This is a genomic window from Dysosmobacter sp. (genome assembly GCF_034093755.1).
GTDB lineage: Bacteria > Bacillota > Clostridia > Oscillospirales > Oscillospiraceae > Oscillibacter.
Genome location: NZ_JAXEBZ010000004.1, coordinates 1 through 14,475, shown reverse-complemented (window position 1 = coordinate 14,475; position 14,475 = coordinate 1). Strand labels below are relative to the sequence as shown.

The window sequence follows — 14,475 nt, the reverse complement described above, 5'->3', positions numbered from 1 at the left end:
TTCCCACAGCTTTTACTCCCTTGCGGACTTCGAAAAGCAGCTTGCCATCCATAACCGCCGTTCCAACAACTTTCCCATGAGGCCTCTTGGCTGGCTATCTCCTTTTGAGTTCTCTGTCCAATATGTTTGACAATCCTACAGGACGGCCCACAAGCCGTCCGGTTTTTTGATGGTCTCCCCTCGACCGGGAGGCGGGGGCGCGCCCATCCGGGCACAGGAAGTGCGGCGAAGGCCGCGGGCTTCCCGGAACCACCGTCGCGGCGATACGATTCCGCCTGCGACGCGCCGAAGTGGACCCCCGGCTGGGCTTCCCGGAACCACCGTCGCGGCGATACGATTCCCGGCCCCGTTGGGGCCGCCAATCGTGCCGCTTCCTCGAAACAGCCCTCGCTGTTTCCGCCGCTGGCGGCGCTTCGCCTGTTTCCCCCATTTTCTTTGCTCGTGCAAAGAAAAGTCGCCGCCGGAGCGGTGGAAAAGAAACACGGTTTGTGGTCTTTCGGCTATGCCGAAAGACCAGACCGGGGGTCTCCTCAGACACTGCCGACTAAGTCCGGCAGCCTTCTGCCGGATGCGCCGAACATTGAATGAAGATTGAAAACCTGCCGCCGCAAGTCGGGGTCTGGGCGGTCAGCGGGGTGCAGAACCGAAAGGCCCCTACGGTTTGGCCTCGGGCGTTCCGCTTCGCTACGCCCTACCGGGGTGGTTGATGGGGCGCTCCGTTTCGTTTCCCTCCGCAACCGCCTGGCTATGCGCGTAGCGACTGGACAGCCGTTGGCGGCGTTGCCGCCATACGGATGTCGCGTCCCCCGTGCGGGGAAGCGGCACGCGCGGGCGTAGAAGGACAGTCCTTTCGGTTTTCCAGCCCGACAATCGCCGCACTCCCGCAACTTGCGGCGGAGCAGTTCCAAATCCGCACAATGTCCGACGCAGCCGGCAGGAGACTTCTGGGCACGGGAAGCACCGTCTGAGAAATCTCCCGTCGGCCTTTGTGTACAAAGGCAAAAAAGCCCCTTTCTTTTGGACCGTGCACGGCCCATTTTCTTTGGGCAAGACCCAAAGAAAATGGGGGACACAGGCGAAGCGCCGCCAGCGGCGGAAACAGCAAGCCTGTTTCGAGGAAGCGGCACGATTGGCGGCCCCAACGGGGCCGGGAATCGTACTGCCGCGACGGTGGTTTGCAATCCCGCCGACGATGGTCGGCACCCCGGGCACCCGGATAGGTGCATCCCCGCCGGGGTCCCGGCAATTTCCAGCACCGAAACCGGCGCAATTCCCCCGGCAATGGCCGCAAAAGCCCGCGGCCTGCGCCCCCCTCCCCTGACCGGGGAGGTTCTTTTTTCCCTCCCTCCCGCATAGGGTCTGTCCAAAGGAGGTGGGACGACCATGGACAAGGCCGTTTTTCATCAGCGTCTCCGCTCGGCCCGGCGGCGGCTGCTGGCCCTGACGGCGGCGGGGGCCACGCTATGGCTGGCGGCGGTGACGGCGGGGGCACAGACCTTCTCCGCCGCGGCCTCCGCCGCCTGGGAAGCGCTGCCGCTGTCGGTGCTGCGGTGGGAGCTGGGCGACCTGCGGCGGGAGGAGGACCCCATGTCCGCCGCCGCCATGCTGGCCATCAGCCAGTCGCCGCTGCTGCTCAGCGCGAAGGAGGAGGTTGCGGACCTGTGGACCCGGGAGGAGGGGGACCGCCCCGCCCCGGAGAACACGGAGCCGGAGCCGCCCATCGTCACCCGCCCGGTGACGGAGACCCCGGTGGAGACGCCTCTGCCGGAGACGGACAACGGCGTCCCCGCCCGGACGCTGGTGCCCGGCGGACCGTCGGGCTACACGGTGGCGGGGAAGGTGTACATCAGCAACGCCACCGGCTGCGGCCTTTCCCTGCAGGAGCTGACGGAGCCTCCCGCCGCCGTGCTGGGAAGCGGCAGCGGCGAGCCGCAGATTCTCATTGTCCACACCCACGGCAGCGAGTGCTACACCCCGCCGGAGGGGACGGACATCACCTACACCGGCGACCACCGCACCACCGACACCCGCTGCGGCGTGGTGCGGGTGGGGGACGAGATGGCCCAGGCCTTTGCCGACGCCGGCATCCCCGTGCTCCACGACCGCAGCATGTACGACTACCCCGCCTACTCCGGCGCCTATGACCGGTCCCTGGAATCGGTGGAGCGGTACCTGGAGGAGTACCCCTCCATCCGCTTCGTGCTGGACGTTCACCGGGACGCGGTGGAGGACGCTGAGGGGAACCAGTACAAGGTGGTGTCGGTGGTGGAGGAGGGCACGGCGGCCCAGCTGACGCTGGTGGTGGGCAGCGACGGCTCCGGCCTCACCCACCCCAACTGGCGGGAGAACCTGAAGCTGGCGGTGCAATTGCAGGCAGATGTGCTGGAGCAGTACCCCACCCTGATGCGGCCCATTCTGCTGCGCAACTCCCGGTACAACCAGCACGTGACCCCCGGCGCGCTGCTGCTGGAGGTGGGCGCCGCCGGCAACTCCCCCGACGAGGCGGTGCTGGCGGGGCGGCTGTTCGCCCGGTCCATGGCGGAGACGCTGAAAAAGGGCGCATGAAAAGGCTGCCGAAAAAGTCCGGCGGACTTTTTCGGCAGCCTTTGGGCGGTTCGGTTCTTCCTGCCGCGGCCTTTACGCAAAGGCCCGGTACATAAACGCGGCAATCTGGGCGCGGGTACAGGTGGCATTGGGGGAGAAGGTGGTGGCGGTGGTGCCGGAGGTGACGCCCTTGTCCAGCGCCCAGGCCACGGCCTGGGCATAGGAGGCGCCGGCCTTCACATCGGTAAAGGGCAGCTTGGAGACGTCATAATAGGGGCTTCCCGCGGCTCTCCACATAAACTCCACCGTGGCCGCCCGGGTACAGGGGCTGTTGGGGTAGAATTTACCGGAATTGGGGACGATCTGATTCTGGACCGCCCAGCGGACGGCGCTGTAGAACCAGTCTCCATCCGCCACATCGTCGATCTGCTCCACCATATAGAGCGCGTCGTCATCGGCGGCCCGCCAGAGGAAGGTGATGATCTGGGCCCGGGTGCAGGGGTTGTTGGGGGAGAAGGTGGTGACGGTGGTGCCGGTGGTGATGTGATTGTCCACCGCCCACTGCACCGGATCGTAGTAGTAGGCGCCTGCGGGCACATCCGTAAAGGGCAGGGCGCCCTCCTCCAGGATGGGGCTGGCGGTGAGTCCGGCGGGAATCCAGGACAGGACCTGGTGGACGGATTTGCCATCGCCCAGCTCACAGCAGTAGCTCTGGCCGCAGCCCACCATAGTGCCGTCGGTTTTCAGCGCCAGGGTGTGGAGGTAGCCGCCGGCGACGGAGGCCACGCCGCTGAGGGTCTTTTTGGGTGTGGCGACGCAGATGGGGTCCATGGAGCCCTGGCCCATCTCGCCGTGGTAGTTCCAGCCCATGCTCCACAGGGTGTTGTCCGTCTTGATCACATGGGTGGTGTAGTAGCCGCACTCCACGCTCTTCACGCCGGTCATCACCGGAACGGGCGTGCTCACCGTTCTGTAGGTCGTGAAATCACGGCCCAGCTGGCCGCAGCCGTTGTAGCCCCAGCCGTACAGGGTGCCGTCCGCCTTCAGGGCCATGGTGTAGCTGCAGCCGGCGCTGACGCTGTCCGCGCCGCTGAACACCTGGATAAAGGTGGGGCTGAAGCCGCTGGTGACGCCGTTGCCCAGCGCTCCGCCATAGGCGCAGCCCATGGTCCAGACGGTGCCGTCCTGTTTCAGAGCCACGATATGCTCTCCGCCGCCGTCCACAGCCTTCACATCGGACAGGGCCTTCACGGGAGACGGCTCATAGCAGAGCTGGGCATTCATGGCATTCTGCTGCATCAGCAGGCCGCACCAGTAGAGGTCGCCGTTATCGGTGATGAAGATGCTGGCGGTGGCGGTGCAGGCCACGTCCCGCACGCCGCCCATGATGAACTGCATGCCGTGGTGCTGCTGGCGGTCCCCCTTGCCCAGCTGGCCGCAGTAATTGTCGCCCATGCCGTAGAGATCGCCGTTTTTCATCAGGATCAGAATATGGCTGCCGGCGGCAATGCTGCCCTGGGCCTGGGAGGAGGGCGCCTTGGAGGCGGCCACCTTTTCCACACCCTCCGCGATCTTCTGGGGACGGGTCACGAGGTAGCCGCCGGGTCCGGATAGCTCAGTCATGGTCACGCCGGTTCCCAGGGGATAACTCTCCGGGTAAGCATGGCCGCCGGAAAAGTTGCTGCCGCAGCCGTACAGATCGCCGCCGTTGGTCACCATCAGGGAAAGCAGATATCCGGCCTCCACCTGCTTGATGGAGTTGTCCTTGGCGGCGGCGGGAACCGCCAGGGCGGCGCAGAGCATCAGGGCCAGCATCAGAGAGAGTACGCGTTTTTTCATGGCACTTACCTCATTCCGGTCGTATTTCCGTATTCTGAAACGGGGTTTCCATTATTTTACTCTTTCGGAGCCGGGGTTGTCAAGGCGGCCGGAAGCGGCATTTCCATGGTGAAAAGGAACGGCGCGGCTTCCGCCGCGCCGTGTGTCTTCACTTCCATTCCAGCTCCAGTCCCACGCCCACTTCGCCGATGTCCATGGTGCGTGCCATCTCCGCGCGGACCCGGAAGCCGGTGCAGTGGCAGGGCCACAGCTCTCCCACGGCCTCCCGCTCCAGATACTCCAGGGCGCGGCGGCTGCGCCGGTCCCGCTCCAGCAGGTGGAAGCCGCCCAGAATCCCGGCCACCCGCCGCTGGCCCGTCACCTGCTTGGCGTACTCGGCGATGTTGCAGATGCCGCTGTGGGAGCAGCCGGTGACGATATAGACGCCGTTTTCCCCCCGGTAGGCCAGGGCCGAGTCGTCCAGGCACCGGTCCGGCGATCCGTCGGACAGGGTGCCCACCGGCATCCGCGGCTCCGCCAGCTCCGGGATTTCCCCCAGAAACACCAGCCGCTCCGTCAGCCACACCGGCTCCGCCGACAGCCGCAGGTCGAACCGCTCGGACAGCTCCTCCGCCGTCACGGGGCTGCCCACCGGCTCCCCGCCGTCGAATTTCGACTCAAACACCGCCGGATGGGCCACCAGCGCGGAGCGCCGGTCCCCCATGGCCGCCATCAGGGGGCGCAGGCCGCCGGTGTGGTCATTGTGGCCGTGGGACAGCACCACAAAGTCGCTGTCCGCCGCCGGCAGGCCCAGCTTCCCGGCGTTTTTCAGAAACACATCGGAGTAGCCGGTGTCCAGCAGCACCCGCCTGCCGCCGGTTTCCAGGAAGCAGGAAAAGGCGGGCTCCCCCAGAAAATAGCGGTCGATATAGGTGTTGTTGTCCGTCAGAACCGTCAGCTTCATATCAGTCGGCAATGTATTCCCGGACGCGGTAGACGGCGCCGATCTCGTCCTCGCAGATGCGGCGGCAGTTTTCAATCTCCTCGGGGGGGATGGTGTCCACCACGGTCATCATCACCGTGGGCACGTACTTGCGCACCTCTTTGGTGAATTCCTTCATGGCCTCGTAGGCGTCGGGGTAGATGGGGTGGCAGATGGCGTTGTACTTCTCCGCCGTGTCATTGTTCAGGGAGACGGACACCATGTCGAACCGGCCGGCAAAGTCGGGGGCGATGTCCCGGCCGTGGATCAACGAGCCGGTGCCGTTGGTGTCCATGCGGGTGAAGATTTTGGTGCCGTGCTCCTTCATCCGGTCGATGACCCAGCAGATGTCCTCCATGCGGTAGCTGGGCTCGCCGAAGCCCACAAACACCAGCTGTTTGTACCTGCTCAGGTCATGGCTCTCAATGGACTCCAGCAGCTCCTCCTTGGTAGGCTCCCGCTTCAGCCAGAGGTTGTGGGTGTAGATGCTGCCGCCGGAGCCCTGGTTGTGCCGCAGGCAGAACTCGCAGTTGAAGTCGCAGCGGTTAGTGGGGTTCACGTACAGATTGTCCCCGTATTCATAGGTGATGGTAAAGCCTTTTTCCATGATTCAGACCTCGATTCTGAACAGTCGTTTTCCGTTTTCCCAGGTAATGCGCTCCATCTCGGCGGGGGTGACGCCCTTCCACTCCGCCAGTTTTTCCACCACGTAGGGCAGGTTGGCGGAATCGTTCCGCTTGCCCCGGAAGGGGACGGGGGAGAGGTAGGGGGCGTCCGTCTCAATGAGGATGCGGTCCAGAGGGGTGATGGCCGCCACCTCCGGCGCCCGGCGGGCGTTCTTGTAGGTGATGGGGCCGTCAAAGCCCAGGTACCAGCCCCAGTTCAGCAGCTCCTCCGCCATCTCCGGGCTGCCGGAGAAGCAGTGGAACACCCCCCGCAGCGCCGGGTAGTCCCGGATCACCGCCATGGTGTCGCCGTGGGCCTCCCGGTCGTGGATGATCACCGGCAGGTCCAGCTCCAGCGCCAGCTCCAGCTGGCGGCGCAGCACCTGCTGCTGGAATTCCCTGGGCGGGTTGCTGTCCCAGTAGTAGTCCAGGCCGATCTCCCCCACGGCCACCACCTTTTCGCGGCCGCACAGCTCCCGCAGGGCGGCGTAGCTCTCCTCGTCCGTCCCGGCGCAGTCGCTGGGGTGGATGCCCACGGCGGCGTAGACGTGGGGGTATTGCTCCGCCAGGGCGATGGCCGCCCGGGAGCTGGGGAGGTCGCACCCCGGGTCCACCACCAGTCCCACGCCCCGCTCCGGCAGGGAGGACAGGACCGCGTGGCGGTCGGCGTTGAAGCCGTTGGAGTCATAATGGGCATGGGTGTCGAAGATCATGGCGGTGCCTCCCGGTGGTTTGATAGGAGTTATTATAGACGGTTGCGCCGGCAAATGCAACACTGCACATTTTTTACAAATGGCTTATGAAGGGATGCACCCACCCGGGTGCCGGGGGGCGGCGAAGGCCGCGGCTTTGCACCGGAGCCGGTGCGGGGGTCGCGGGTTCCCCGCGGGGGATGCGCCCCCACTTTTCTTTTGACGCGTCAAAAGAAAAGTCGCCGCGCCCGGTGGAAAAGAAAAACGCCGGGCGTACCCTTTGGCTCCGCAAAGGTCAGACCGGGAGTCTTCTCAGACCCTGCGGTGGAAACTTGCGGGTCTCCTGCCGGCTGCGCTATACACCGGTGCTCGTCGAAAGTCTGCCGCCGCAAATTGGGGCCTGGATGGTCAACGGGGTGCAGAATCGGAAGGCCCCTGCGTATTGGCCCCGGGCGTTCCGCTTCGCTACGCCCTACCGGGGTGGTTGACGGGGCTGCTCCGTTCCGCATTCCTCCGCAACTGCCCGGGTATGCGCGTAGCGACTGGACAGCCGTTGGCGGCTTTGCCGCCTTACGGATGTCGCGTCCCCCTTGCGGGGAAGCGGAACGCGCGGGCAGAGAAGGACAGTCCTTTCGGTTTTCCACCGCGACGACCACCGAACTCCCGCAACTTGCGGCGGAGCAGTATCGAATTTGCACTGTGTATAGCGCAGCCGGCAGAAGATTTCCCCAGGGCTCCCACCGCAAACCAGCGAAGCGTTTGCGGTGGGAAAAGGAGGAGCAAGGGAGCGACACGTGAGAAGCCCTTTCACGCAGGGCTTTTCACGTAAAGCGGACTTTGCGACGACGCCGTCGGCACCGTCTGAGGAATCTCCCGTCAGCCTTTGTGTACAAAGGCGAAAAAAGCGCCTTTCTTTTGGACCGTGCACGGCCCGTTTTCTTTGGGCAAGACCCAAAGAAAATGGGGGGTGCAAAGCAGTGACCTTCGTCACATTTCCGCACCGAAAGCGGTGCAACATTCCCCGGCAATAGCCGGAAAGCCTGCAGCCTTCGCTGCATCCCGCCGGGTCCGGCGCAAAAAACAGCCCCCGCCAGGTCATCCCGGCAGGGGCTGTATGTCATATCATCAGCAGAGCTTGGCGCCGGCGGGGATGGCGTCATCCACCATGATCAGGTTCAGCTTCTCCTCGCCCTTTTCGGTGTGGACGGCGGAGATCAGCATGCCGCAGGAGTCCAGGCCCATCATCTTCCGGGGCGGCAGGTTCACGATGGCCACCAGGGTCTTGCCCACCAGGTCCTCCGGCTTATACCACTTGGCGATGCCGGAGAGGATCTGGCGGTCGGTGCCGGTGCCGTCGTCCAGGGTGAAGCGCAGCAGCTTGGCGCTCTTTTTCACCGGCTGGCAGTCCTTCACCTTCACGGCCCGGAAGTCGCACTTGCAGAAGGTGTCGAAGTCCACCTTCTCCTCCAGCTGGGGCTCCACCTCCACGTCGGGGAGGGCGGCCTTTTTGGCGGCCTCCTCGGCGGCGGCCAGAGCCTCCAGGGCCTTGTCCACGTCGATGCGGGGGAACAGGTTCTCGCCCTTGGTGGTGGGGGCGGTCTCCGGACGGCTGCCCCACACGGCGGCGGACTCCCAGGTCTGGCACCCGGCGCCGGCGCCGATCTGCACAAACAGCTTCCCGCAGCTCTCCGGCATGAAGGGGCTCAGCAGGATGCCGCAGACGCGGGTGGCCTCCAGCAGGTTGTACAGCACGTGGGCCAGCCGCTTGCCGTTGGCGTCCATGTCCTTGGCCAGGGCCCAGGGGGCAGTCTCGTCGATATACTTGTTGGCCCGCTGGATGACCTTGAACACCTCCGCCAGGGCGTTGTGGGGGGCGTAGGCTTCCATCTGGGCCTCATAGGCATTCCGCAGGGCGGAGGCCATAGCGATGAGGTCGGTGTCGCAGGCCTCGGGGGCATCCCATTTGGAGCAGCCCTCCGGCAGAGCGCCGCCGAAGTACTTGCCCACCATGGCGGTGGTGCGGGACACCAGGTTGCCCAGGTCGTTGGCCAGGTCCACGTTGATGGTCTGGATCAGCAGCTCGTTGGAGAAGTTGCCGTCGGAGCCGAAGGGGAAGGTGCGCATCAGGAAGAACCGCAGGGCGTCCACGCCGAACTGCTCCGCCAGGATATAGGGGTCCACCACGTTGCCCTTGGACTTGGACATCTTGCCGCCGTCCAGCAGCAGCCAGCCGTGGCCGAACACGTGCTTGGGCAGGGGCATGCCCATGCTCATCAGCATGGCGGGCCAGATGATGGAGTGGAACCGGACGATCTCCTTGCCCACGAAGTGGACGTCGGCGGGCCAGTATTTATCGTAATCATGGTACTCATCGTTCAGGAAGCCCAGGGCGGTGGTGTAGTTGAACAGGGCGTCCACCCACACATAGACCACATGGCCCGGGTCGAAGTCCACGGGAATGCCCCAGGTGAAGCTGGTGCGGGAGACGCACAGGTCCTCCAGACCGGGGTCGATGAAGTTTTTCACCATCTCGTTGACCCGGCTGCGGGGCTGCAGGAAGTCGGTGTTCACCAGCAGGTCCCGGACCCGGTCGGCATACTTGCTCAGGCGGAAGAAGTAGGCCTCCTCCTCCGCGTCCTGCACCTCCCGGCCGCAGTCGGGGCACTTGCCGTCCACCAGCTGGCTCTCGGTCCAGAAGGACTCGCAGGGCTTGCAGTACTTGCCCTTGTAGGTGCCCTTGTAGATGTCGCCGTTGTCATACATCTTTTTGAAGATCTTCTGGATGGACGCCACATGGTAGTCATCTGTGGTGCGGATGAAGCGGTCATTGGAGATGTTCATCAGCTTCCACAGGTCCTTGACACCCCGGGGACCCTCCACGATGCCGTCCACGAATTCCTTGGGGGACACGCCGGCCTCCCGGGCCTTGTCCTCAATCTTCTGGCCGTGCTCGTCGGTGCCGGTGAGGAACATGACGTCATACCCGGCCAGGCGCTTGTAGCGGGCCATGGCGTCGGTGGCCACGGTGCAGTAGGTATGGCCGATGTGGAGCTTGTCGGAGGGATAGTAGATGGGGGTGGTGATGTAAAACTTTTTCTTTTCCATGGGTGTTCTCCTTTTTCACGGCGGCTCCGAATGAAAGAGCGCCGGTATTCTCACGTAATTAAATATTCTACTCCGTTTTTCCTGAAATTACAACGGTTCCGCCGGATTTTCCTCCGTGGGCAGGGCGTGGCGGGTCCAGCGGCCGGACAGGAAGTTCACCGACGCCATCACCAGGCCCACCACCCAGCCGGGGATGAAGCCGAAGAACATGGCGCCCGCGCCGAAGCGGGCGGCGATCCAGTAGACGCAGGGAATCCGCAGCACGATCATGGAGATGATGGTGGTCACCATGGGGAACACGCTCTCGCCGGTGCCCCGGAGGGCGGCGTTGAGGACGAACATGCCGGCAAACACGGGGTAGCCCCACATGATGGCCAGCAGGTAGCAGCTGCCGGCGTAGATGACCTTGGGATCGGGGCTGAAAATGGCCACCAGCTGGCTGCGGAAGGGGATGATGAGCACCATGGTCACCAGGCACCAGGCGATGGACATACCCACCGCCGCCCGGATGCCCCGGCGCACCCGGTCCATCTTTCGGGCGCCCATGTTCTGGCCCACGAAGGCGGTGACGGCGGCGGAGACGCTCTGGATGAACAGGAACGTGACGGTGTCGATCTTGCCGCCCACGTTGTAGCCGGCCATGAACTCCTTGCCGTAGCTGTTGGCCTTGCCCATCACCACCATGACGCCCAGGGACACCATGGCCATCTGGACGCCGGCGGGGAGGCCGATTTTCATCACCTGGCCGAACAGCTGCCGGTCGAACCGGAAGCAGAAGGGGTGGATGGCGATGTCCCGGTACTTCCGGTTGATATACACCAGGCTGAACAGCCACGAGGCGGTCTGGGCGATGATGGTGGCCAGGGCCACGCCCATCACCCCCATGCCGAAGGACAGCACGAACACCAGGTCCAGCACCGTGTTGATGACGGCGGCTACGGCCAGAAACAGCAGCGTGCTGCGGGAGTTGCCCAGGCCCCCCAGAATGCCGGCAGTGATGTTATAGCCGATGTTGCCTGTCAGCCCCGCGCAGATGATGGAGAGATACAGGCAGGTCTCCTGAACGGCGCTGTCCTCCACCTGCATGAAGGTCACCACCGGCCGAACCATCAGCAGGGCGAACACCGTCAGGGGGACGGCGGCGGTGATGAAGGCGGTGTAGATGCTGTCCACCGTCTGGCGGACCTTGTCCATGCGTCCGGCGCCGAAAAACTGGGCAATGACCACCGTGCCGCCGTTGCCGATGCCGATGAACAACGCCGTGAACATGGTCATCACCGGGAAGGCCATGCCCACCGCCGCCAGGGCGCCGCTGCCCACATAGTTGCCCACCACCCAGGAGTCCACCATATTATAAAGCTGCTGGAGCAGGCTGCCCGCCACCAGGGGCAGGGCAAAGGCCAGGATATGCCCCGCGGGGCTGCCGGTTGTCATGTTTCTGGTTCCGCTGCTTTTCTCTGACATACACATTTACCTCTGATTCTCTCTGATTCTTGGATTCGCCTCTTACTCTACCTCTTTTCCCGGAAAAGAGCAAGGTTGTTTTCCCGCCGGGTTTGGGGTAAAATCAGATCAACCCAAAGAAAGAGAGGAATCATGCCTTATGCGACTGGTTTCCTGGAACGTCAACGGCCTGCGCTCCTGCCTGGGAAAGGGATTTCTGGACTTCTGCGCCTTTGCCGACGCCGACGTCATCTGCCTGCAGGAGACGAAGATGCGGCCGGAGCAGGCGGAGTTCGACCTGCCCGGCTACACCCGCTTCTGGAACAGCGCCGACAAGGCCGGCTACTCCGGCACCGCCGTGTTCACCCGGCGGGAGCCGCTGTCGGTAACCTATGACTTCGGCATCGACGAGCACCGCCACGAGGGGCGGGTCATCACCGCCGAGTTTGAGGACTTCTATCTGGTGTGCTGCTACACCCCCAACTCCAAGGACCAGCTGGCCCGGCTGGACTACCGCATGGCTTGGGAGGACGACATCCGGGCGTATCTGCAGGAGCTGGACGAAAAGAAGCCGGTGGTGTACTGTGGCGATCTGAACGTGGCCCATGAGGAGATCGACATCAAGAACCCCAAGAGCAACCGCCGCAACCCCGGCTTCACCGACGAGGAGCGGGAGAAGATGACCCGGCTGCTCTCCTCCGGCTTTACCGACACCTTCCGCTATCTCTACCCCGACAAAACCGACGCCTACTCCTGGTGGAGCTACCGCTTCAACGCCCGGAAGAACAACGCCGGCTGGCGCATTGACTACTTTATCGTCTCCGACCGGCTGCGCGGCCGGATCAAAAACGCCGACATCTGGAGCGAGGTGATGGGCAGCGACCACTGCCCCGTGGTGCTGGATTTGGAAGACTGACTGTCTTTTGCAGTCTTTTCCGGAGACCGGAGGCTCTCCGGCCATTGCCGGAGGATAATGCACCGCTTTCGGTGCGGAAAATGCCGGGACCCCGGCGGGGATGCACCCGTCCGGGTGCAGGGAGGTGCAGCGAAGGCTGCGGCTTTGCACCCCCCATTCTTTTTCGTCTTGCCGAAAAAGAACCCTCCAGAGGGGCTTCTCTTGCCGCTTTGCGGCAATTCACCTTCTGCGCCGTGCACGGTGGAAGAAAAAAGCGCTGGGCGTACCCTTTGGCGCCGCCAATGGGTAGACCGGGGGTCTCCTCAGACGCTGCCGACAGAATCCGGAAATCTTCTGCCGGGTGCGCTATACACCGGTGCTCATCGAAAGTCTGCCGCCGCAAGTTGCGTGAGTGCGGTGGTCGTCGTGGTGGAAAACCGAAAGGACTGTCCTTCTCTGCCCGCGCGTTCCGCTTCGCTACGCGCATCCCCGGAGTGGTTATCGTTTATTGCCCAGGTAGGGCGTAGCGACTGGACAGCCGTTGGCGGCTTTGCCGCCTTACGGATGTCGCGTCCTCCTTGCGGGGAAGCGGAACGCCCGGGGCCAACACGCAGGGGCCTTTCGATCTTGCACCCCGTTGACCACCCAGGCCCCGACTTGCGGCGGAGCAGTCCCAAATCTGCACAATGTCCGACGCACCCGGTAGGAGGCTTCCGGACTTAGTCGGCAGCGTCTGAGGAGACCCCCGGTCTGGGCTTCCGGCTGTGCCGGAAGCCCACGAAACGTGTTTCTTTTCCACCGCTCCGGCGGCGACTTTTCTTTGCACGAGCAAAGAAAAGTGGGGGCCGGAAGCCCGCGCTGCTCAGCGCATCCCCCGGTGATTACCGGAATTCCCCGCACCGGGACCGGTGCATCAGCTCAGCAGCGCTGTGATCTCCTCAATCTCCAGCTCCTGCAGCGCCCAGTTAATGGCGTACCCCACCACCTTGGCAAGGTCCCGCACCTGGGCGTCGATGTCCCGGGTGGTGACGGTCATCTCCCCGCCGCCGGTGCGCAGCCGGGCGGGGTCAAAGTCCGGGATGCCCGCCTCCTCCAGCAGGTCCGCCGCCAGGGTGGAGGCCTCCACCACCGTGGGCACGCCGATGGCAATCACCGGCACCCCCAATGTCTCCCGGCTGAGGGCCGCCCGGTGGTTCCCCACCCCGGAGCCGGGGGTGATGCCCGCGTCGCTGAGCTGCACCGTGTTGCACACCCGGCCCATCCGCCGGGCCGCCAGGGCGTCCACGGCGATAACGCAGCCGGGCTTCGTCTCTCCCACCAGCGCCCGCACCGCCTCGGCGGACTCCACGCCGGTGGTGCCCAGCACGCCGGCGGCAAAGGCCGCCACCGGGCGGAACCCGGCAAACTGCTTCGGCAGGGAGGCGATGAGATGCCGGGTCACCAGCAGGTGGCGCAGCGTCTCCGGCCCGATGGCGTCCGGGGTCATGGCATCGTTGCCCAGGCCCACCACCAGCACCGCTCCCTCCGGCGCCAGCAGCTCCCGCAGCTCCGTCCCCACCGTCCGCACCGCCCGGGGAAAAAAGTCCGGCCGCCGCTGCCAGAAGCCCGCCAGATCCACGGTGCGGTAGGACCCCACCGGCTTGCCCAGAGCCTCCGCGCCTCTTTCGTCCAGCACCCGCACCTCCGTGACGGTGTACCCCTCCTGCTTCCGCTTCACCGCCTTCACCCCGGGCAGCCGGGAGGTGCGCTCCGCCGACTCCCGCCACAGCTCCTGGGCCTCCAGCGCCAGGTCCGTGCGCTTTTTGAACATGGTTTTTGCTCCTTCCGCCACAAAATCTTGTGTTTGGAAGGTATGTTTTACGGTTTTCAGCACAATATGCAATTTTTGTTGAAAAATTGCAAAAAAATCCTTGCTTTTTGGGAAGATAACTGCTAAAATATCATTCTGCACGGGAGATCGTGTATCTCCCTTACTATTTTGCCTAAGGAGGTGTTTGGTTTGCCGAATATCAAGTCTGCCAAAAAGCGCGTTCTGATCGCCGAAGCGAGAAACGCCCGCAATAAGGCTGAGAAGTCCGCTCTCAAGACCGCCATCAAGAAGTTCGAGGTCGCTGCCGCAGAAGGCAATCGCACCGAGGCCGATGGCGCTTACAAGGTTGCAGTGAAGAAAGTCGATCAGGCGGTTGCCAAGGGCGTTCTGCACAAGAACACGGCTGCTCATCGCAAGAGCGCCATGACCCTGAAGCTGAACCAGATCGGCTAATCGTGTCGAGCCAAAAGGACATCCGCCCGGATGTCCTTTTATTTTTACCTCTGACCGGATGGAATTGT

General features: G+C 63.9%; 10 protein-coding genes. 3 read left to right on the top strand and 7 right to left on the bottom strand.

Going from position 1 to position 14,475, the window contains the following annotated elements; translation table 11 throughout:
* The first annotated feature begins 1,383 nt into the window (after positions 1–1,383).
* Positions 1,384–2,565, top strand: coding sequence for a stage II sporulation protein P (spoIIP, locus tag SOX55_RS00285; protein WP_325285430.1), 1,182 nt, complete (start codon positions 1,384–1,386; stop codon positions 2,563–2,565).
* Positions 2,566–2,637: 72 nt separating this feature from the next.
* On the opposite strand, the gene SOX55_RS00280 is transcribed toward spoIIP, so the two are convergent.
* The 6 genes from SOX55_RS00280 to SOX55_RS00255 form a co-directional block, all read right to left on the bottom strand.
* Complete coding sequence (locus SOX55_RS00280; RefSeq protein WP_325285429.1) at positions 2,638–4,383, bottom strand: S-layer homology domain-containing protein; 1,746 nt, start codon at positions 4,381–4,383, stop codon at positions 2,638–2,640.
* Positions 4,384–4,531: 148 nt separating this feature from the next.
* Entirely contained in the window at positions 4,532–5,326 is a 795-nt protein-coding gene (locus tag SOX55_RS00275; protein ID WP_325285428.1) for an MBL fold metallo-hydrolase, read from the bottom strand.
* Position 5,327: 1 nt separating this feature from the next.
* Entirely contained in the window at positions 5,328–5,951 is a 624-nt protein-coding gene (locus SOX55_RS00270) for a TatD family nuclease-associated radical SAM protein (RefSeq protein WP_325285427.1), read from the bottom strand.
* Positions 5,952–5,954: 3 nt separating this feature from the next.
* Positions 5,955–6,722 (bottom strand): TatD family hydrolase, encoded by a 768-nt coding sequence (locus SOX55_RS00265; protein ID WP_325285426.1) that lies wholly within the window; start codon positions 6,720–6,722, stop codon positions 5,955–5,957.
* 1,104 nt (positions 6,723–7,826) lie between these two features.
* Entirely contained in the window at positions 7,827–9,806 is a 1,980-nt protein-coding gene (gene metG, locus SOX55_RS00260) for a methionine--tRNA ligase (RefSeq protein WP_325285425.1), read from the bottom strand.
* Positions 9,807–9,893: 87 nt separating this feature from the next.
* Positions 9,894–11,240, bottom strand: coding sequence for an MATE family efflux transporter (locus SOX55_RS00255; RefSeq protein ID WP_325285424.1), 1,347 nt, complete (start codon positions 11,238–11,240; stop codon positions 9,894–9,896).
* Between the two features lie 169 nt (positions 11,241–11,409).
* Here SOX55_RS00255 and SOX55_RS00250 point away from each other — a divergent pair, with 169 nt between their 5' ends.
* Positions 11,410–12,165: an exodeoxyribonuclease III gene (locus tag SOX55_RS00250; protein ID WP_325285423.1), complete on the top strand. Its 756-nt coding sequence runs from the start codon at positions 11,410–11,412 to the stop codon at positions 12,163–12,165.
* An 892-nt stretch (positions 12,166–13,057) separates the two neighbouring features.
* Here the strand turns inward: SOX55_RS00250 and gpr are convergent.
* Positions 13,058–13,954 carry a GPR endopeptidase gene (gpr, locus tag SOX55_RS00245; protein ID WP_325285422.1) on the bottom strand — a complete coding sequence of 299 codons (897 nt, stop codon included), beginning with the start codon at positions 13,952–13,954 and terminating at the stop codon, positions 13,058–13,060.
* Positions 13,955–14,143: 189 nt separating this feature from the next.
* Between gpr and rpsT the strand changes: the two genes are divergently transcribed.
* Complete coding sequence (rpsT, locus tag SOX55_RS00240; protein WP_325285421.1) at positions 14,144–14,407, top strand: 30S ribosomal protein S20; 264 nt, start codon at positions 14,144–14,146, stop codon at positions 14,405–14,407.
* Positions 14,408–14,475 lie beyond the last annotated feature (68 nt).